At 68.3% G+C, this 17,898-nt stretch carries 17 protein-coding genes and 1 pseudogene; 9 read left to right on the forward strand and 9 right to left on the reverse strand.

Annotated features, from left to right (window positions below; translation table 11 throughout):
- Positions 1–889 precede the first annotated feature (889 nt).
- The 3 genes from VGS97_RS03620 to VGS97_RS03630 form a co-directional block, all read right to left on the reverse strand.
- On the reverse strand, positions 890–1,213 hold the full coding sequence (locus tag VGS97_RS03620) for a hypothetical protein (RefSeq protein ID WP_326851726.1): 324 nt from the start codon (positions 1,211–1,213) through the stop codon (positions 890–892).
- A gap of 293 nt (positions 1,214–1,506) precedes the next feature.
- On the reverse strand, positions 1,507–2,934 hold the full coding sequence (locus tag VGS97_RS03625; protein WP_326851727.1) for a recombinase family protein: 1,428 nt from the start codon (positions 2,932–2,934) through the stop codon (positions 1,507–1,509).
- Positions 2,935–3,111: 177 nt separating this feature from the next.
- On the reverse strand, positions 3,112–4,191 hold the full coding sequence (locus VGS97_RS03630) for a Zn-dependent alcohol dehydrogenase (RefSeq protein WP_326851743.1): 1,080 nt from the start codon (positions 4,189–4,191) through the stop codon (positions 3,112–3,114).
- Positions 4,192–4,286: 95 nt separating this feature from the next.
- Between VGS97_RS03630 and VGS97_RS03635 the strand changes: the two genes are divergently transcribed.
- The 4 genes from VGS97_RS03635 (at position 4,287) to VGS97_RS03650 (ending at position 8,144) form a co-directional block, all read left to right on the forward strand.
- Positions 4,287–4,724 (forward strand): MarR family winged helix-turn-helix transcriptional regulator, encoded by a 438-nt coding sequence (locus VGS97_RS03635; protein ID WP_326851728.1) that lies wholly within the window; start codon positions 4,287–4,289, stop codon positions 4,722–4,724.
- A 124-nt stretch (positions 4,725–4,848) separates the two neighbouring features.
- Complete coding sequence (locus tag VGS97_RS03640; protein ID WP_326851729.1) at positions 4,849–6,174, forward strand: glycosyltransferase family 4 protein; 1,326 nt, start codon at positions 4,849–4,851, stop codon at positions 6,172–6,174.
- Between the two features lie 183 nt (positions 6,175–6,357).
- A complete protein-coding gene (locus VGS97_RS03645) occupies positions 6,358–7,071 on the forward strand; it encodes a class I SAM-dependent methyltransferase (protein ID WP_326851730.1) in 714 nt (237 codons plus the stop codon).
- On the forward strand, positions 7,068–8,144 hold the full coding sequence (locus tag VGS97_RS03650) for a prenyltransferase (protein ID WP_326851731.1): 1,077 nt from the start codon (positions 7,068–7,070) through the stop codon (positions 8,142–8,144). The genes VGS97_RS03645 and VGS97_RS03650 overlap by 4 nt, the downstream gene beginning before the upstream one ends.
- A 93-nt stretch (positions 8,145–8,237) precedes the next feature.
- Here VGS97_RS03650 and VGS97_RS03655 read toward each other — a convergent pair whose 3' ends face one another.
- Positions 8,238–9,092, reverse strand: coding sequence for a DUF5753 domain-containing protein (locus VGS97_RS03655; RefSeq protein WP_326851732.1), 855 nt, complete (start codon positions 9,090–9,092; stop codon positions 8,238–8,240).
- A 430-nt stretch (positions 9,093–9,522) separates the two neighbouring features.
- Here VGS97_RS03655 and VGS97_RS03660 point away from each other — a divergent pair, with 430 nt between their 5' ends.
- Positions 9,523–9,984 (forward strand): ATP-binding protein, encoded by a 462-nt coding sequence (locus VGS97_RS03660; protein WP_326851733.1) that lies wholly within the window; start codon positions 9,523–9,525, stop codon positions 9,982–9,984.
- A 185-nt stretch (positions 9,985–10,169) separates the two neighbouring features.
- Here the strand turns inward: VGS97_RS03660 and VGS97_RS03665 are convergent, their stop codons facing one another.
- Complete coding sequence (locus VGS97_RS03665) at positions 10,170–10,376, reverse strand: hypothetical protein (RefSeq protein WP_326851734.1); 207 nt, start codon at positions 10,374–10,376, stop codon at positions 10,170–10,172.
- Between the two features lie 165 nt (positions 10,377–10,541).
- On the opposite strand from VGS97_RS03665, the gene VGS97_RS03670 reads away from it, so the two are divergent.
- Positions 10,542–10,781, forward strand: coding sequence for a DUF397 domain-containing protein (locus VGS97_RS03670; protein WP_326851735.1), 240 nt, complete (start codon positions 10,542–10,544; stop codon positions 10,779–10,781).
- Positions 10,782–11,161: 380 nt separating this feature from the next.
- The gene (locus tag VGS97_RS03675) at positions 11,162–12,007 is read left to right on the forward strand and encodes an SAM-dependent methyltransferase (RefSeq protein ID WP_326851736.1); all 846 of its coding nucleotides are present in this window, start codon (positions 11,162–11,164) and stop codon (positions 12,005–12,007) included.
- Positions 12,008–12,035: 28 nt separating this feature from the next.
- Here VGS97_RS03675 and VGS97_RS03680 read toward each other — a convergent pair whose 3' ends face one another.
- Entirely contained in the window at positions 12,036–12,725 is a 690-nt protein-coding gene (locus VGS97_RS03680) for a class I SAM-dependent methyltransferase (RefSeq protein WP_326851737.1), read from the reverse strand.
- Between the two features lie 215 nt (positions 12,726–12,940).
- Here VGS97_RS03680 and VGS97_RS03685 point away from each other — a divergent pair, with 215 nt between their 5' ends.
- On the forward strand, positions 12,941–13,558 hold the full coding sequence (locus VGS97_RS03685; RefSeq protein WP_326851738.1) for a histidine phosphatase family protein: 618 nt from the start codon (positions 12,941–12,943) through the stop codon (positions 13,556–13,558).
- 265 nt (positions 13,559–13,823) lie between these two features.
- A complete protein-coding gene (locus tag VGS97_RS03690) occupies positions 13,824–14,471 on the forward strand; it encodes a L,D-transpeptidase (RefSeq protein ID WP_326851739.1) in 648 nt (215 codons plus the stop codon).
- Between the two features lie 37 nt (positions 14,472–14,508).
- On the opposite strand, the gene VGS97_RS03695 is transcribed toward VGS97_RS03690, so the two are convergent.
- The 3 genes and pseudogenes from VGS97_RS03695 to VGS97_RS03705 form a co-directional block, all read right to left on the reverse strand.
- Positions 14,509–16,032, reverse strand: coding sequence for a hypothetical protein (locus VGS97_RS03695; protein WP_326851740.1), 1,524 nt, complete (start codon positions 16,030–16,032; stop codon positions 14,509–14,511).
- A 214-nt stretch (positions 16,033–16,246) separates the two neighbouring features.
- Positions 16,247–17,665: a carboxyl transferase domain-containing protein gene (locus tag VGS97_RS03700; RefSeq protein ID WP_326851741.1), complete on the reverse strand. Its 1,419-nt coding sequence runs from the start codon at positions 17,663–17,665 to the stop codon at positions 16,247–16,249.
- 28 nt (positions 17,666–17,693) lie between these two features.
- Positions 17,694–17,898 (reverse strand): annotated as a pseudogene (locus VGS97_RS03705) (beta-ketoacyl-ACP synthase); the annotation flags it as partial.

The following is a 17,898-nucleotide window of genomic DNA, read 5'->3' on the forward strand; positions in this document are numbered from 1 at the left end:
TCAAGACCGATGCCCGCAGCGCATTCGGCTATCGCAACCCCGATAACCAGCGACTCCGAGCCCGCTGCGCGACGACCCGACGCTCACGTGGGCACCTCAGCACCCGAACCAGCGGCCGTCACGGCCAAGCTCGATGAGCCGTCAACAGGAGTACGAATCTGCCGTGGCGGCGAAGATCGCCACGCTGACGTTCCAGTAACCGAAGCGTTGAAATGAAGCATCGCTGAAGAGTAAAAGCCCCCTGTCAAGAACGATCGAGTTCATGATATGGGGGCTGCTTCAATATTGGACTTATCTTCGTGACTGACTTCTTTGATTCTTTGGGATTGAAGAAGCCGGCTTATGCCCGGATTTCATAAATAGCCACATCGTGACAATGGTGACCCATACAATGAACCACGGGATTGGCGTATAGAAGGATAGCCAACTTTGACCAAGACTGCCTCCTGCTATATATGTGGGGCCGATGATCGCGGTCAGAATGATTCCAATAGTAAAGGTCGTGGCCACTAGCCTACGACGAGCATCAGATCTGACGAAAAAGCCACCAAAGAAGCATATGACCGTAAGGATCATTGCCGCCCCGTACCAGTAGCCACCTACTGTGTCGGCTGTGAAGGCATTTAAACCCCATAGCTCTCGTCCTTGCGAGAAGATAAAAGCGAAGAATAGTAGCATGCTCAATAAGAGAGCGCTCAGACCATAGAGAATCCAGATTGTGACTTGTAGATTGGAATAGTTAGGTTCCGTGCGCTTCATGTTCTTGAGTATATCAATTTATGTATGTTTCGAGAAGTAAACACCCCCGCCCCGACGACCCTTTCAGGTCGCCAGGACGGGGGTTTCCATCTCAACTACCGGGAGCGTTGGTAGGAGATGGAGCTTGAGGTTACCCGTTGCCGTTGCCGATTCGCGTTCCCGGCAGGCGGCCCCGAGTGCCGCGTGCCTCGTTGAGTACCTTCGGCATGTCGGGGGCCAGCTTGTTGAAGTCCGCCAACTTCATGGCGACGTTCTTGGTGTGGCCGGTCGGCAGGGTCACCTCCAGCATCACCAGATCGCCGATCTCCTTGAACGCCTCGACCTCTGCGGCCAGGACGTCCAGGGCCTTCGGCTGGTCGAGCTCCGGGTGCTGCCGTACCACGACAGTAGCGAACTCGTGATCCGCGCCGTCCTGACCACTCAGGTCGGACACCTTGCGACTAACAATAGCCATTTCTGCTCCACTGGTCGGTTTCTGAGTCGATGCATTTCATGACCCATATCTATTTATTGCATGTGGCGCGCATGGATGCATATGGTGGAATTGGCAACGGCCCTCGCTGATGACTTATCGGCTCGCCTGTAATATAATTGACAGTAAATTATGGCCTCGAAGCAAGCGTCCACACCATCGCCAATTAAGCAGCGGAAAACAAAAAGTCCCGCCCTCGTTAAAGAGCGCGACTGGATAACGGGGCAACTTGCTAGCGCACCGAAGCTCACGAAGAGTCGTCTGGCTAAGGTCCGTCAACTTTTGCTTGGCTGACGCCACACGACCGTCACACGGTTCTCGTCGTAAACCGTCTGGACTCCCTTGATGCGCACGTTCTTCGCTGGTGCGATGACAATTGCCTCGAAGAGCTCATCGAGGATCGCCTGCTTCCTCTCAAGCGCAAGCGTGGGCCACTCCTCCGCAGCCGACGTGACGTGCTTCGCCTTCCGAACCTGCTGCGCTACCTGGGAGCGCAGCTTCTTCTGCTCGTCCTCAAGCTCCTTGATAGACGGGAACACAATAGAACCCGACATGTCACCGGCTCGGTACGCCGTCATGAGTTCGGCGATCTTCGCGGTCACTTCGTCGAGGCGTGCTGTGCCAGGGGCGACCTCGGGCTCGGCCGCTTCAATCGGTTGGTCGAGATAAGCAAGCACGAGACACGTGATCTGCTCTTCAAGCCTGGGTCCTGAGATGGCAGTCAAGCCGCAGCCACCGGAGTCTTGGGACCGGCAGTTGTAGGTGAAGAACGTGTCGTTCTTACGCATGTGCACCATGTACGAGCCACACCGACCACAGCGGAGTGTGCGACTGAGAAGACCCTTGGTCGGCCGGTTTCGGTCGCGTCTCGGCTTGAGAAGCTCACACAGCGCCCGCCAGGTGGCCACGTCGATGAGCCCACCGTCTTCACGCTCAATCGGCTCGCCGTTGTCATGGAGCAGGATCTCTCCCTTATAGACGGCGAGCCCTGCGATGCCTGGAGCGATGAGGATTCGTCGAACAGTCTCAGATACGACTCGACCACCCCGGGCTGTGGTGATGCCATTCTTCCGCCACTCTTCGGCGATGGTCGTAGGACGGATGCCAGCGAAGACATCGGCTATCGCCTTGTGCGCGATGACAGCCTTGTCCTCGTTGATCGAGCCGTCCTTGTTGCGGTAGAACGCCGGGTATGGGCTGAAGATCTTCCCCTTCAGAGCCTCATCTCGGTAGAAAGTCACGATGCGCTTAGAGGTCTTGGCGCTTGCTTGGTTGGCGACGGCTACCAGCATGCGAGCGATAGTTTGGCCGTCCTCGTCGGTGAGGTCGAGGCTCATGGCTGGAAGCCACAGGACAGGCTTCTGACGGCCCTGCTTGCGGTAGGCGTGGCAGTACGCCTTGATGACGCGCTCTAGGTCGAGCGGCTGCCGAAAGAGGCGGTCGAGGTCAAACGCTGCGATGCCGTCGTTCTCGCCAGCGATGAAGTCGGCGAGCCACGGTTCAAAGCCCTCGTCACGGATGACATCCTCTTTGAAGGCCGACTTGTCGTTGTCGACGTACTCATGAGTCGGGTCGCCACCACGTGAAGCAATGAGCGGCATGACTGTCCGAAGCTGCCTGTCGAGACCAGGGGCACGCTCTTCGTCTGAGTCGGATATGCGCGCGTAGGGGGCTATACGTGGGGTTGAGATGTCGTGCTTCATATATCTACACCCTGATTATACCACCTTGGGTGTAGTTTCCAGTGCCTTCAGCGGCCTGAACGCGCACTGGACCGCGGCGACGCTGGCGCAGGAGTTCACGAGGCTGCGGCAGGCGGCCGACGAGGTCTGATCCGGTCCGAGCCCGGGACTGATTCCCGGTGCTCGCCCGCGGCATGCTCAGAACTCGATGACGGTGCGGATCGCCTCGCCCGCGCGCATGAGGTCCAGCGCCTCGTCGACGCGCTCGATCGGCAGACGCGCGGTGATCATCGACTCCAGGTCGAGCCGGCCGGCACGCCAGAGCCGGATCAGGCGGTCGTACTCGACGCGCACGTCGCCGCCGCCGTACATCGTCGGCAGGATGCGCTTGTTGTCGTAGAAGAGCTCTGCCATCGAGAACGAGACCTGGTCGTCGCGGCCGCCCGCGCCCACGACGACCACCGAGCCGCCGCGGCGGGTCAGCCCATAGGCCTGACGTACGAGGGCACCGCGCCCGACGCATTCGAAGACGTAGTCGAAGCCCCGGCGTCCGGTCACCTGCTCACGCGCGGCCTCGGCCTGGTCAGGCGGTACGGCGAGGGTCGCTCCGAACCGGCCGACCAGGCTCCGTTTGGCCTCGCTCGGATCGACGGCGACGATGTCCGCCGCCCCGGCGATCCGGGCGCCCTGGATCGCCGCGATCCCGACGCCGCCGCAGCCGATCACCGCGACCGTGGAGCCGGGCGTGACACGCGCGGTGTTCAGCACGGCGCCGACGCCGGTGGTGACGCCGCAGCCGATCAGCGCCGCGACGTCGAAGGGGACGTCGCCGGGCACCCGGATCGCGCACTGCCAGGGCAGCACGACCTCCTCGGCCAGCGTCCCCGTCCCGGCCATGCCGTAGACCGGCCCGCCGTCCACCGCGAAGTTCGGGGTCAGCGCGGTCGCGACGAACAGCTCAGTGCACAGATTCGCCTGGCCGCTCAGGCAGTAAGCGCAGTGCCCGCACGGCGGAACCCAGCACACGACGACGTGGTCCGCGGCCTTGAGTCCGGGCACTGCCTCGCCGACCTCGACCAGTTCGCCCGCGCCCTCGTGGCCGAGGACGAACGGCTTCTTGTTCGGCAGCACCCCGTCCATCGCCGACAGGTCGGAGTGGCAGACCCCGCTCGCCCTGATGCGAACGCGCACGTCAGTAGGTCCGAGGGGACGCGTCGCCACGTCCGCCCGGACCTCGGCGCGCTCCTGCCCGCTTCGCGACACCAGTGCCGCGCGCATGTCGGCCACCCGCCTCTCATCACTCGAAGCGGCCGGGGTTTCGGCCGTCCAGGCGAATATTTCATCTGATTAACCATGCGGCTATCCTTTGTCCCATGCGCCGCAATCCGATCACGCGCGAGGTCATCGACCTGATCGCCGGCATGTCCACCCGGTTCTACGACGAATACGACGCCGCGGCCGAGGCGCACGATCTGACCGGAGTGCAGGCTAAGCTGCTCAACGTGGTGGCCGACCACCCGGAGCCGATGAACCGGATCGCCGCGCGGCTGCGGTGCGAGCCGTCGAACATCACCGGCCTGGTGGACCGGCTGGCCGCGCGCGGCCTGGTCACCCGGCAGCCGAGTCCGACCGACCGGCGGGTCAAGCTGGTCGCCGCGACGCCGGCCGGAGCGGAGCTGAGCGGCAAGGTCTGGGCCGACATGGACTTCGCCGCCGAGCCGCTGGACTCGCTCACCGACGAGGAGCGGCTGACCCTGCGCGACCTGCTGCGCCGGATCCAGACCGGCGCCCCGGCGCCCACCGCCGGATAGCCGGATACTCTGAGCCGATCTTCTTTCGCGAAGCGTTTGTTACTGCCTGGTAGCATAGTGCGCCCACAAGCAGCACCAGCCATCACTCATCCGTCATTCGTAAGCCGCATCCAGGGAGTCGGGCGTGGAACACGGCGGGCCGTCCGGCGCCCGGAGCGAGGCGAACACGCGGTTCGCGGCCGATTCGCTTCGTATCGCGCTGTTGAGTTACCGGGGCAATCCGTTCTCCGGCGGGCAGGGTGTGTACATCCGCAACCTCTCCCGCGAGCTCGCCGCGCTCGGCCACCGGGTCGAGGTGCTCGCCGGGCAGCCGTACCCGGAACTCGACGAAGGCGTCGGCTTCACTCCATTGCCGAGCCTGGACCTGTACCGCGAGCCCGACCCCTTTCGCACCCCCCGGCCGGCCGAATTCCGCGACCTGATCGACGTGCTTGAGTACGCCACGATGTGCACCGCCGGCTTCCCCGAGCCGCGCACCTTCTCGCTGCGCGCCGCCCGACACCTGGCCGCCCGGCGCGGCGCGTTCGACGTCGTGCACGACAACCAGAGCCTCGGCACCGGCCTGCTGCGGCTACCGCGCCTCGGCTTCCCGACACTGGCCACGATCCACCACCCGGTGCACGTCGACCGCGAGCTCGAACTGGCCGCCGCACGCGGCACCCGCCGGATCACCCTGCGACGCTGGTACGGATTCACCCGGATGCAGCACCGGGTGGCCCGCCGCCTGCCGGAGATCATCACCGTCTCGTCCTCGTCCGCCGCGCAGATCACCGAATACCTCGGGGTGCGGCCCGAGCGGATCACCACGATCCCGATCGGCACCGACGTCGAGCGCTTCTCCCCCTCCCCCGCCGTAGCGAAGGTGCCCGGCCGGATCGTGACCACCGCGAGCAGCGACTCGCCGGTCAAGGGCGTCGCCGTGCTGGTCGAGGCCTTCGCCAAGGTGCGTGCCGAGTACGACCACGCGGAACTGGTCGTCATCGGCAGCCGGCCGAAGGAGGGCGGAGCGGTCCTGCGCGCCGTCGAGCGCCTGGGACTGGCGCAGCACGTCCGCTTCGCCTCCTCGATCAGCGAGGACGAGCTCATCAGCCTGTCGCGGTCGGCGCAGGTGGCCTGCGTGCCGTCGCTCTACGAGGGCTTCTCGCTGCCCGCGGTCGAGGCGATGGCCATCGGCCTGCCGCTGGTCTCCACCACCGGCGGGGCGATCCCCGAGGTGGCCGGCGCCGACGGCGAGACGACGCTCGCCGTGCCGCCGGGCGACGCGGCCGCGCTCGCCGCGGCGCTGACCCGGCTGCTCGGCGACCCGGCGCTGCGCGCGCGGCTCGGCGCCGCGGCCCGTGAACGCGCGACGTCGCGGTTCACCTGGCGCACCGCAGCAGCCGCGACCGCAGACCGCTATCGTGCCCGCATCGAGGCGACGCATCGTGCCACTGCTCTAAGGGGTGCTTGAGAAGTGGGGTCAGGGGTCGCGTCGCCTGTCACGCACGCTCGCCGCATTGTCGGGCCGTGCACGGACTCCCACTCCGAGCACGACCCTCCGCCTCGCGAACGCACACGCCAGACGTCGCGCCCCGATCCGACCCCGCATCTCGAACACCCTCCGGCACAGGACTGACAGGAAAGGCGATACCGAATGCTGACCGTCGACTTCGACCGGTTCCCGGTCGGCCCGGCAGACCGGGTGCTGGACGTAGGCTGCGGCGGCGGCAGACACTCCTACACCATGCTGCGCAAGGGCGCCGACGTCGTCGCACTCGATTACTCGATGTCTGAAGTCGAGACGGTGATGGCGACGTTCCGCATCATGCACGAGGCGGGCGAGACCCCGTACGACACGCACGCCATCGCAGTGCGCGGCGACGCGTACAACCTGCCGTTCCCCGACGAGTCCTTCGACGTGATCGTCGCCGCGGAGGTGCTGGAGCACCTGCACGACGACGCGCGGGCGTTCGCCGAGTTGTACCGGGTGCTCAAGCCCGGCGGCCGGATAGCCGTGACCGTGCCGCGCTGGTTCCCGGAGCGCGTCTGCTGGGCGCTGTCCGACGCCTACCACCAGGTCGAGGGCGGCCATGTCCGGATTTACAAGCGCGCCCAGGTGCTGCGCAGGCTGCGCGGCCAGAAGCTGCGGCCTTACGCGATGCACCACGCGCACGCGCTGCACTCGCCTTACTGGTGGCTCAAGTGCGCGCTCGGCATCGAGAACGACCAGGCGGCGCCGGTGCGGCTTTACCACAAGCTGTTGGTCTGGGACATCGTCAAAGGGCCGAAGCTGACCCGGGTCAGCGAGGCGCTGCTCAACCCGGTGCTGGGCAAGAGCCTGGTCGTCTACGCCGTCAAGAGCGCATGACGTCCGCCGATCTGGCAGCCGCGCGCGTGCTGGACGCGCCGCGGATAGCCCGGACCGTGGCCGGGATCAGGGCACTACAGCGGCCGGACGGCGCGCTGCCGTGGTTCCACGGCGACAAGCTCGACCCCTGGGACCACGTCGAGACGGCCATGGCGCTCGACGCGGCCGGCGAGCACGAGGCGGCGCGCCAGGCGTACCTCTGGCTGGCGCGGGCGCAGAATCCGGACGGTTCCTGGCACGCCAACTACGCCGACGGCGACGCCGGTGTCGCAGAGGTCATCGACGCGACGCGCGAGACGAACTTCGCGGCGTACCCGGCGGTCGGCGTGTACCACCACTTCCTCGCGACGGGCGACCGGCGATTCCTGCGCAGGCTGTGGCCGACCGTGGCCGCGGCGATCGAGTTCGTGCTGCGCCATCAGCGCTCTGACGGCGCGATCCGGTGGAATCCGGACGTCGAGGACGCGCTGCTGACCGGGTGCAGCTCGATCTACCAGTCGCTGCGCTGCGCCGTCGCCGTGGCGACCACGCTCGGCGAGAACCAGCCAGGCTGGGAGCTGGCGCTCTCCCGGCTCGGTCACGCGCTGACCTCGCACCCCGAGCACTTCACGCCGAAGGAGCGCTACTCGATGGACTGGTACTACCCGGTCCTCGGCACGGCGCTGCGCGGCGAGGCGGCGCGGCGGCGCATCGACGAGGGCTGGGACCGCTTCGTCGTGCCCTCACTCGGCGTGCGATGTCTGGACGACCATCCATGGGTGACCGGCGGGGAGACCTGCGAGTTGGCCATAGCGCTGTGGGCGATCGGCCGCGAGCCGCAGGCGCGGCGGCTGCTGCGTGACATCGGCGCGCAACTGCGCGATGGCGACGGGATGTACTGGACCGGATACGTCTACGCCGACCTGGCGATCTGGCCCCAGGAGAAGACGTCGTGGACCGCGGGCGCGATGCTGCTCGCCCTGGCCGCGCTCGGCGGCGACGCGGCGACCCGCACCGTCTTCGGCGGCGGCTCGCTGCCGAAACCGCTCCCGGTGGACTGCGCCGCAGAGCCCTGCGTCTCCACGGCGCGGTAGTCGCTGCGCAAGGGCAACAGCCACGGCGAGGCGACAGCGGCGCTTCGACGCCTGCCGGGACAGGGAACACAGGGAACCCTCCGCAGCGCGGTTTCAGGACCGCAGCAGCGCGTTCAGGGCCTTGATCGTGGCGTCCGGGTGCAGCGCGTCCACCGAGATCCGGTCCATCGCCCTCGCGTACTGCTCGACGTCCTCGGGCCGCTCGATGTACTGCGCTCCGGTCAGGTGTTCGAGGTACACCACGTCGGGCAGGTCCGCCTCGGCGAAGCGCAGCAGCGTGAAGGCGCCGCCCTCGGCGGCGTGCGCGCCGACCGAGTACGGCAGCAGCTGGATCGTCACGTTCGGCCGGTCCGCCTGCTCGATGAGATGAGAGATCTGCGACTTCATCACGCCGGGGCCGCCGATCGGGCGCCGTAGCGACGCCTCGTCCAGCACCACCCACAGTATCGGCGCGTCAGGACGCTCCAGCGACGTCTGCCGCCGCTGGCGCAACTCGACCCGGCGCTTGATCTCCATCGCGCTCTGCGACCGGTTCGCCGAGACCACCGCGTCGACGTACTCGGGGCACTGAAGCAGGCCCGGGATGAACTGCACCTCGTAGGCGCGCACCACCGAGGCGGCCGACTCCAGCCCGACATAGGCCTCGAACCAGGAGGGCAGCACCTCGCCGAAGCTGTGCCACCAGCCCAGCGTGTTCGCCTCGCGCACCAGGTCGAGGACCTGTTCGCGCTCCTTCGGGTCGTTCACACCGTAGAAACTGAGCAGATCCTCGACGTCCCGGTCCTTGAACGAGACCTTCCCGGTCTCCAGGCGGCTGATCTTCGACTCGGTGGCCCGGATGTGGTACCCGGCCTCGCGCATCGAGATGTTCTTCTGCTCGCGCAGGCGTCGCAACAGGGAACCCAGGAGTATGCGGCGCACCGTAGAGCTGTCGCCGACTCCGTCCATCCGCTCCCTCTCCCCGTCCGGCTCCGCACGGGGCTGCCGTACGGCGTCTCGAACACCGATTTCCCGCTGCTCGCGGGGCCGAACACGGCGTTGCGTCCGGCGTCGCGGACGCAGCGTGACGGCATCCGGCGTGGGGCCAGTGTTGCACGGTCCTGCGGAGAATTGAAGTTCTCTTCGGGCAACAGGGCGTGACATGGCGTCACTGGGCGCTACGATGCATATGCATCGGCATTCGCTACGTTTGCAGTTGCATCGGCCCTTGCTAAATCCGAGGAATGGGCGAATGCTGATTCAGACCGAGCGTGCGCCGCACTCACCGGCGCTTGAACGGAGCCCAGCCAGACCGTGCAGCACCCACGACGTACCCGACAACGGCAGGCACTACCACCGCAGTCGTCGCCTCATCCGCCTCGACCCCACGGACGCCCACATGTCCATCGCCACATCCATGCAGCCTGAATCAGCCCGCACCGACCATGACCGACCGGGGGAGCCGGAGCGCAGCACCGGCCTCGACCTGCCGACCGCGCCGGAGTCGGCCCGCGCGGCCCGCCGTTTCGCCCACGCAGCGCTCACCGAGTGGCGGCTGGCTGCCCTGGCCGACGACGTCGACCTGGTGATCTCCGAGCTGATCACGAACGCGCTGCTACACGCGCGGGCGGATCGCCGGTTCACCCAGGGCGCCACCATCCGGCTGGACCTGACGTACGACGGGGACGGCCTGTACTGCCGGGTGACGGACGGCAGCATGCTGCCGCCGACGCCCGAGGACGCCTTGGACACGGCGGAGTCGGGCCGAGGGCTGATGCTCGTGCAAGCGTTATCAGCATCGTGGGGCTGGAGCCCGCAGCCGCACGGGAAGGTCGTCTGGGCGCGTTTCGACGCCACTTGACGGCATGACTTGACGGCGCAGGCCGAGGGCGCGGGCTGGCAGGGAACGAGCGCTCCGGCAGGCGCGGCACCACGGCGACGGCACGCAGGCAAGTGCCGTCGCGTTCGTGCCCCCGCGTCGAAGCCACTGCACCGGTGCCCTGCATCGCTGCCGCCGCAATCGCGGCGTCGATGCGTACTCTCAGATCACATCTGAACCCTCATTCGAATCATCCGCAACAACTGACCCGGACGCCGCTGCCGCCGGGCCGGAAATCCGCCAGGGGTCGTTCCGTAGCCGGAGCGGCCCTTTTCTGTTATCGCCAGCATTCGCCAGGGTTCGCTGACCCAAGTTTTCCCGTTTCTTTGCGGATGCACGTGCATCAGCACTCGCATCCGCAGTATCTTCTGCATGGGACGACCGTAGGGCCGAATCAGGCAGCCCACAACGATCGACGGATCCGAGGCGCGCCCACGGCGGCTCGAATTCCTGGCGGACGCCCCAATTACCCCCACATCCATCGCGCGGGATCCGGCGCACTGCGGATCCGGCGCGGTACCGAAAAACCGGGAGCGAAGATGACCGACCCCACCCCGTACAACGGCATACCGGCGTCCGACCTGGTCGGCGCCGCCTGGCGCAAGAGCAGCCACAGCAACTCGCAGGGCAACTGCGTCGAGTTCGCGCAGCTCGCGGACGGTTCCGTAGCGGTGCGCAACTCGCGGTTCCCGCAGGGCCCGGCGCTGGTGTACACCCGCGCTGAAATCAAGGCCCTGCTCGCGGGCGCCAAGGACGGCGAGTTCGACGACCTGGCCTGATCCCGGCTGACAGCGCTGGGCCGGCTCCAGCCCCCCACCCGGGGCCGGCCCAGCGCCACCCGCACTGTACCCAGCGCATCACGGCTCTTCGAACTCAACCGTGGAACTTGTGGGCGGACGTAGGCTCGTCCGCCGCTGCGCCGCCGACCACGGTCAAGTGCGAAGAGGGCGCATCACGCGCATAAGGAATACACGCGGCGCAATACATCAGCGCCCACACGAATTCGGGTGACCGCAGGTCCGGCCAGCCACCGGGATTGACGTCAAAAGGTGTCGGGATACGCCTCCTCGGCGTACCCTTTCCCGGGAAAGGCAGATGGCAGCCGGATGCGAGGGTATCCTCAGCAGCCGGTGACGACCGGAATCGGGGAGGCGACAGGATGGCGGACGGGCGGACGCCCTGGGACCAGGAGATCGCCGCGAACTGGGAGCCGCCGCAAATCGACACCTCGGTGCCGCATCCGAACCGCATGTTCAACTACCTGATCGGCGGCAAGGACCATTTCAAGGCGGACCGGGACGCGGCCGAGGCGCTGATCAAAGCCAGGCCGGACACGGTGATCACCGCGCGCGCCGCGGAGTCCTTCACCAGGCGCTCGGTGCGCAAGCTGGCCGAGAGCGGCATCCGGCAGTTCCTCCAGATGGGCGCCGCGATCACCATCGCGAACAGCAACGACAAGGCCGCGAGCGAGAGCGCCCCGGACACCCGCACCTTCGTCTACGTGGCCGACGACCCGATCTCGCTGGCGCACGCCAGGGCCCTGCTGGTCGGCAGGCCCGGCCCGCCGGTCACCGTCATCGGCGGGAACTTCCGCGAGCCGCAGGACGTCCTCTCCCGCCCCGGCCTGTCCGGGAAGATCGACTTCGAACAGCCGGTGGGCCTGCTGCTCTTCGGCATGCTGGACTACATATCAAACGATCGCAGAGCCAGGCGGGCGCTGGACTACCTGATGGACCGGGTCGTCCCCGGCAGCATGGCCTCGCTGTTCCACGTGATCGAGGTCGAGTCCGAGGAAGTGAACAACGCCCTGGACAAGACGCTGGCGCAGGACCAGATCGAACTGACCCCGCGCACCACGGCACACGTGCGGGAACTGGTGAAGGGCTACGACTTCATCCACCCCGGCCTGGTCCCGATCACCGACTGGCTTCCGGACGGCAGCGGCCCCGGGCCGGAAATGGCCGGGCGCACCGCCGCCATCGGCGGCGTGATCGTCAAGGACTGAGACCGGCGCGCCGGACGCCGAGTCTGCGTCAAACGGCCTTCACTGAACGCTGCTGAACACCGAGTCGGCGCAGCACGCGCAGCGACCCGGTCCCGGACAGCGCGTCATCCTCGGCGAACAGTCCCGACTCCAGCGCGCGCTTATATATACGGTGCGGCGCCTGTCCGCCTTGCGCCGGGTCCGGGAACACGTCGTGGATGGCGAGCAGACCGCCCGGCGCGACCAGCGGGGACCATCCCGCGTAGTCGGCCTGTGCGGCCTCGTCGGTGTGGCCGCCGTCGATGAATACGAACCCGAGCGGCGTGCTCCACAGCGCGGCGACCTCGGGCGAGCGGCCGACGATCATGATCACGTCCCGTTCGACCCCGGCGAGCGCCAGGGTCCGGCGCGCCCCGGGCAGCGTGTCGATCAGCCCGATCCGCGGATCCACCAGCCCGGGGTCGTGGTACTCCCAACCCGGCTGGTGCTCCTCCGACCCGCGGTGATGGTCGACCGTGACCACCTTCCGGCCGTGCCGGCGTGCCGCGTCCGCCAGCAGGATCGTGGATTTGCCCAGGTAGGTGCCGATCTCGACCAGCGGTCCGACCCGCGCGCCGTCGAGCGCCGCGGCGTGCAGGGCGCGCGCCTCGTCCTCGGGCATGAATCCGTCCGCCCCGACGAAGGCGCCCCAGGTCTGCTCGTCGATCTCGATCCCAGTGCTCGTACGGCCCATGCTCATGCGGCTCATCCTGCCAGGGTGCAGCAGCAGCCGAGGCCCTAAGGGGTGTTTGAGAAGTCGGGTCGGTTCAGGGCGCGGCGCATGGCGCGTGCGATCGCAAGGCGGAGGTTCGCCTCCAGACTGGTTGTCTGGGGGCGAACCGACAACGCGGCGAGCGTGCGTGACAGGCGCCGCGCCCCCGGCCCCACTTCTCAAACACCCCTTAGGGTGGCCGTATGGGAGAGATCGTCCTGCTGCGGCACGGCCAGACAGAGTGGGCGAAGCAGGGGCGGCACACCGGGCGAACGGACGTGCCGCTCACCACCGAGGGGGAGCAGCGAGCGCAGGCGGCGGGGCGGCTGCTGGCCGACCGGAAGATCGTCGCCGCCTGGGCCAGCCCCGCGATCCGGGCGCGGCGCACCGCCGAACTGGCCGGACTGCCGGTCCGCGACGTCGATCCGGACCTGTGGGAATGGGACTACGGCGGGTACGAGGGCCGCACGACCGCGCAGATCCAGCGGCAGCGGCCCGGCTGGTACCTGTGGGACGACGGCGTGGTGCCCGGCGGACCGGACGGGTTCCCCGGCGAGAGCGTGGAGCACGTCGGCGAACGCTGCGACCGGGTGATCGAACGTGTCAGGCCCCTGGTGGCACCGGACTCCCCGGCGGCGCTCGACGGCGATGTCGCCTTGGTAGCGCACGGGCACGTGCTGCGGATCCTGGCCGCGCGCTGGCTCGGCCTGCCGGCCCGGGACGGCGCACACTTCCTGCTCGGCACCGCCGCCGTATCCGCCCTCGGATTCGAGCACGACCGCCCGGTGATCGCGCTGTGGAACAGGATCGCAGACGGCTGAGAGGCCCGGCCCGGTCAGAGCCCACAAACACAGCCCTGATCAGGGCCCAGAATCACAGACCCAGTCAGGGCCCAGGATCACAGCCCCGATCGGGGCCCACGAGCACAGCCCGATCAGGGCTGGGAAATACAGGCTCGATCAGGCTGAGCAGCACGGCTCAGGGCACGCGGGTCACGACTCGGATACGGCCGCAACCTGGGCGCCTTTCGAGTCGTCTTCGATGCGACGGTCCGTGGGCGGACCCCGAGAGAAGTGGGTGAGCCGGTTGCGACGAATATCCCGTGCCCTGGCGAAGTCCGGTGCCGCGCTCGCTCTCGCGGGCGCCACGGCGGGCTGCGCCGTACAGACCAGTGCCAGCCCCGCCGCGGCCGTGAAGCCGCTGGCGCCGGCGACCTCGTCGCAGCCCGCGCCGCCGGCACCGCCGTCTACGAGCGCTGCGTCGCCCTCGCCCTCCACGGCCGTGACCACGGCCAAGCCCGCCCCGCCGAGCACAGCACCGAGCACCACTGCCCCGTCGACCCGCGCGGCGGTTCCGAGCCAGGTCGTCGCGAAGGCCCCGGCCGGAGATCCGTGCAGCGCCGAGGCCGTGGCCTGCGTCTCGCTCTCCCGGCAGGAGGCCTGGTTCGTGCGCGACGGCAGCCTGATGCGCGGCCCGATCCGCGTCGCCACCGGCCGGTACGGTTACGGCACCGAGCTGGGCACTTTCTCCGTGTATCGCAAGAACTACATGTGGTACTCGACGATCTACAACAACGCCCCGATGCCGTATTCCGTGTTCTTCGACGGAGGCGAGGCCTTCCACCAGGGCTCGGTGTACGTGCGTTCACACGGCTGCGTGCACCTGGGCGACGGCGACGCGGCGTGGGTGTACAACTTCCTGCACATCGGCGACGAAGTCGAAGTCGTGTCCTGAGTCGGTCGCCGCGGCGGCTGCGCGGATCCGGCGCTGCTCAGCTCGACCTGGTGTTCTTCAGGTGGTGGCCCAGGTAGCCCACGATCACGCAGCCGGTCGGCCCGCTCGTGTCGTCCAGGTAGTGCAGCCGCGGCGCGACCTGGCCGGAGCTGCCGATCTTGACGTGCGCCCAGAACTCTGCGTATCCGCTCTCTGACACGCTGCGCGGCACCCGGAAGCGGCGCTGCTCGGCCATCCTCGGGTCCTGACGCACCGTGTCGGACTCCTGCGCCGCCACCTGGGTGGCCGGGTAGATCCGGCCGCCGTGCCTGGAGTCCTCGCAGTACATGCGGAAGCCGCCGCCGTCCCACAGGCCGGCCCGGCGCAGCGCGACGTAGGCGTCGAGCGCGGCCAGCGCCTCGCGGGCCTTGGCGGCGAAAGTGGCCGCGTCCTTGTGCTGGCCGAGGTGCCGCATCGGGCCCTCCTCCGCGGTGACCAGCAGGTTGGGGAAGTCGCCGAAGGAGTCGATGAGCAGGTCGAACGGGCTCGGCTCCGGCTCACCGGCCACCGCGGGGTCGCCGCTCTCGCCGCGCTCAAGGACCTGCACCGAGCCGTAGCCGGGCACCGCGTGGGTGCGCCGCCGGTCCTGCGCCGCGTCGGCGCGCTGCTGCTCGTTGGCTCGGAACAACGCGTCACCGACGCCGGCCAGCGGCTCGGGCAGCGGCGCGGCGGCGGTCGCGGCCCGGATCCGGTGGGTGAGGATCGCCTGCACCGCGTCCATCTCGTATTCGAGCCGGTCGCCCTTGAGCACCGGATGCCGCTCGCCGTCCTCCCGGGTCGCCGGGTCGACCAGGGGATGGAAGGTGCGCAGCGCGGCGGTGGTCCAGTGGTATTCGAACTCGTTGTTGAGTTTGTGGCCGGCCTCGTCGTCGAGCAGGTAGAGCGACGCGATCCCGTGCAGATACCTGGTCGCCTCGGTGAAGCGCTCCTGCCACAGCAACAGGTCGTCGCCGTCGCCGGGCACCGCGACCACCGCGGGCATCCGCCGGCCGGGATCGCAGAGCACGTTGATCAGGTCGTCCACCGCCCGCGCGGTGACCGGCTGTGGGCCGGTGGTCAGCCGGGCCGGGCCGTCGGTCGCGGTGACCGCGTCGAGCACCAGGCCGGTCAGGTCGGGCGTGCGCACCCGCTCGTCTATCGGCGTCGCGGGGTCGGTGCCGCGCGCGGAGACCTCGATGAGGAAGTAGCCGTGCTCACGCAGTTCCTTGTCAGGCCGCCGGGACAGGGAGACGAAGGTGAGCGAGGTGTACCAGTGCACCCCGGCGCGCGGCGGCTCCTTGAGCCGGTACCGCACCGCCTTGAACCGCCCGGGCTCCACCGCCTCCGTCTCGGTCAGCACCGCCGCGCTGCCGATCCGGTAGCGCCCGGGCTCGGGATCGAAATCGGCGTCGAAACCCTCACGGGTGAGCCAGCGGGCGAACCGCTCCGCGGCGATCTCGGGTCCGCGGTTGGCCTCCTTCCAGTCCACCCCGAACACCGACCGGTACCCGATCCACACCGCGTATCCCTCCCTTCGCCACACTTGATCCTTCCCACTCGACTAGGTACTTACCCGATGGCGTCACCGGGACGCCATCTTTTGTCCGGACTAGATCCAGGTTTGACTCAAACAGTGTTTATAGGCGCGTCCGAGCCAAACGACGAGCCGGCGGCGCGATCCTCCCGCGCCGCCGGCTCGTCGTTCTCGACGGTTGCCCACGGTTGCCTGCAAGCGGCAGTGGTCGACAAGCAGAGGCCTACAACGGGATGTTGCCGTGCGCGCCGCGCCGCTGCGGGGCGGCGACGATGGCGGCGGCCAGCGCGCGGCGGGTCGCGGAGGGCTCGATCACCTCGTCCACCACGCCGATCTCCATCGCCTTGTCCAGCCCGCCGGCCATCTTCTCGTGCTCGGCGGCCAGTTCGAGCTCCAGCTGCGGGCGCAGGTCCTCCGCCACCTCGGCCAGCTTGCGCCGGTGCAGGATGCGGACCGCGGCGACCGCGCCCATGACCGCGACCTGCGCGGTCGGCCAGGCGAACACGCGCGTCGCGCCGAGGGCGCGGGAGTTCATCGCGATGTACGCGCCGCCGTAGGTCTTCCGGGTGACCAGCGTGACCCGCGGCACGACCGCCTCGGCGAACGCATGCAGCAGCTTCGCGCCGCGCCGTACTACGCCGTCCCACTCCTGGCCGACGCCGGGCAGGTAACCGGGAACGTCCACCAGGACGACCAGCGGCACGCCGAACGCGTCGCACATCCGCACGAAGCGCGCGGCCTTCTCCGCCGAGGCCGAGTCGAGGCAGCCGCCGAGCCGCAGCGGGTTGTTCGCGATCACGCCGACGGTACGCCCCCCCAAACGACCCAGCGTGGTGACGATGTTGGGCGCCCACTTCGGGTGCAGCTCCACACCCGCGCCGTCGAGCACGCCGTTCACCAGCGGATGCACGTCGTACGCGCGCTTGGGCGACTCGGGCAGCAGGCCGGCCAGGTCGCGCTCGGCGATGGTGCCGAGGTCCATCGTGCCCTGATCGCCGAGCAGCGCGGCCAGCCGCCGGGTGTTGGCGAAGGCCTCCTCCTCGCTGTGCGTGACGACGTGCACCACGCCCGAGCGGCGGCCGTGCGGTTCGGGGCCACCGAGCCGGTCCATGTCCACCGCTTCGCCGGTGACCGAGCGCACCACCTCGGGGCCGGTGACGAACACCCGCCCCGCCGGGCCGAGCACCACGATGTCGGTCAGCGCCGGGCCATAGGCCGCGCCGCCGGCGGCCGGGCCGAGCACCAGGGAGATCTGCGGGATCTTGCCGGAGACCCGGGTCATCATCGCGAAGACCTGGCCGACCGCGTGCAGCGAGAGCACGCCCTCGGCCAGCCTCGCGCCACCGGAGTGGAACAGGCCGATGACCGGGCACCCCTCGGCCAGCGCGCGCTCGTAGGCGACCAGGATCGCCTTGCAGCCCGCGGAGCCCATGGCCCCGCCCTGGATCGTCGGGTCGGAGGCGTACGAGGTGGCCTTGGCGCCGTTGACCAGGCCGATCGCGGCGACGAAACCGGAGTCGTCGAACGGCGTAAGCAGCTCGAGGGTGCCCTCGTCGAACAGCTTCGCCAGCCGCTTGAGCGGGCCGCGCGGGTCGTCCTCGCGCGACGGCTTGGCCGGCTTCGTGTCCGTGGTCGCTGTCATGGTGTCCTTACTCGCTGGAGGCCCGGAATCAGACGCGGCGTACCGCGAGCACGACGTTGTGGCCGCCGAAGCCGAAGGAGTTGTTCAGCGCGACGATCGGGCCGGCCGGGGTCTCGGCCGGCAGGGTGCGCGGCTCGTCCCTGACGATGTCGAGGTCGGCGTTCTCGTCGAGATCGGTGATGTTTATGGTCGGCGGGGCGACGAGTTCGGCGATCGCCTTGACCGTGAACACG

Origin of the sequence: Actinocrinis sp. (assembly GCF_035946395.1) — a bacterium.
Lineage (GTDB): Bacteria > Actinomycetota > Actinomycetes > Streptomycetales > Catenulisporaceae > Actinocrinis.